Annotated in this window: 1 pseudogene; it reads right to left on the reverse strand. The window is 71.1% G+C overall.

The annotated features are described in order from the left end of the window. Positions 1-304 (reverse strand): annotated as a pseudogene (locus tag ACZYSP_RS35395) (histone deacetylase family protein); the annotation flags it as partial.

Below are 304 nucleotides of genomic sequence, written 5' to 3' on the forward strand. Positions count from 1 at the left end.
CAATGGCGATGTTGTTGAAGAAACAGAAACCCATCGCCTGCTCGCGGCAGGCATGGTGGCCGGGCGGGCGCACCGAGCAGAAGGCGTTTTCCAGGTCGCCGGCAATCACCGCGTCGGTCGCGGCACTCGCAGCGCCGGCGGCGCGGCGCGCAGCCAGCAGGGTGAAGCGGGTGAGCATCGTGTCGGGGGCGACCTGCGCGTGGTCGGGGCCACCGGCGGGCTCGTCGGCCACCAGGCGCTGATGCAGGCCCTCGAGGTACTCGACGTGCTCCGTGCTGTGCGCCCGGGTGAGCTGCTCCAGGGT

This window comes from Variovorax sp. F042, from assembly GCF_057814215.1.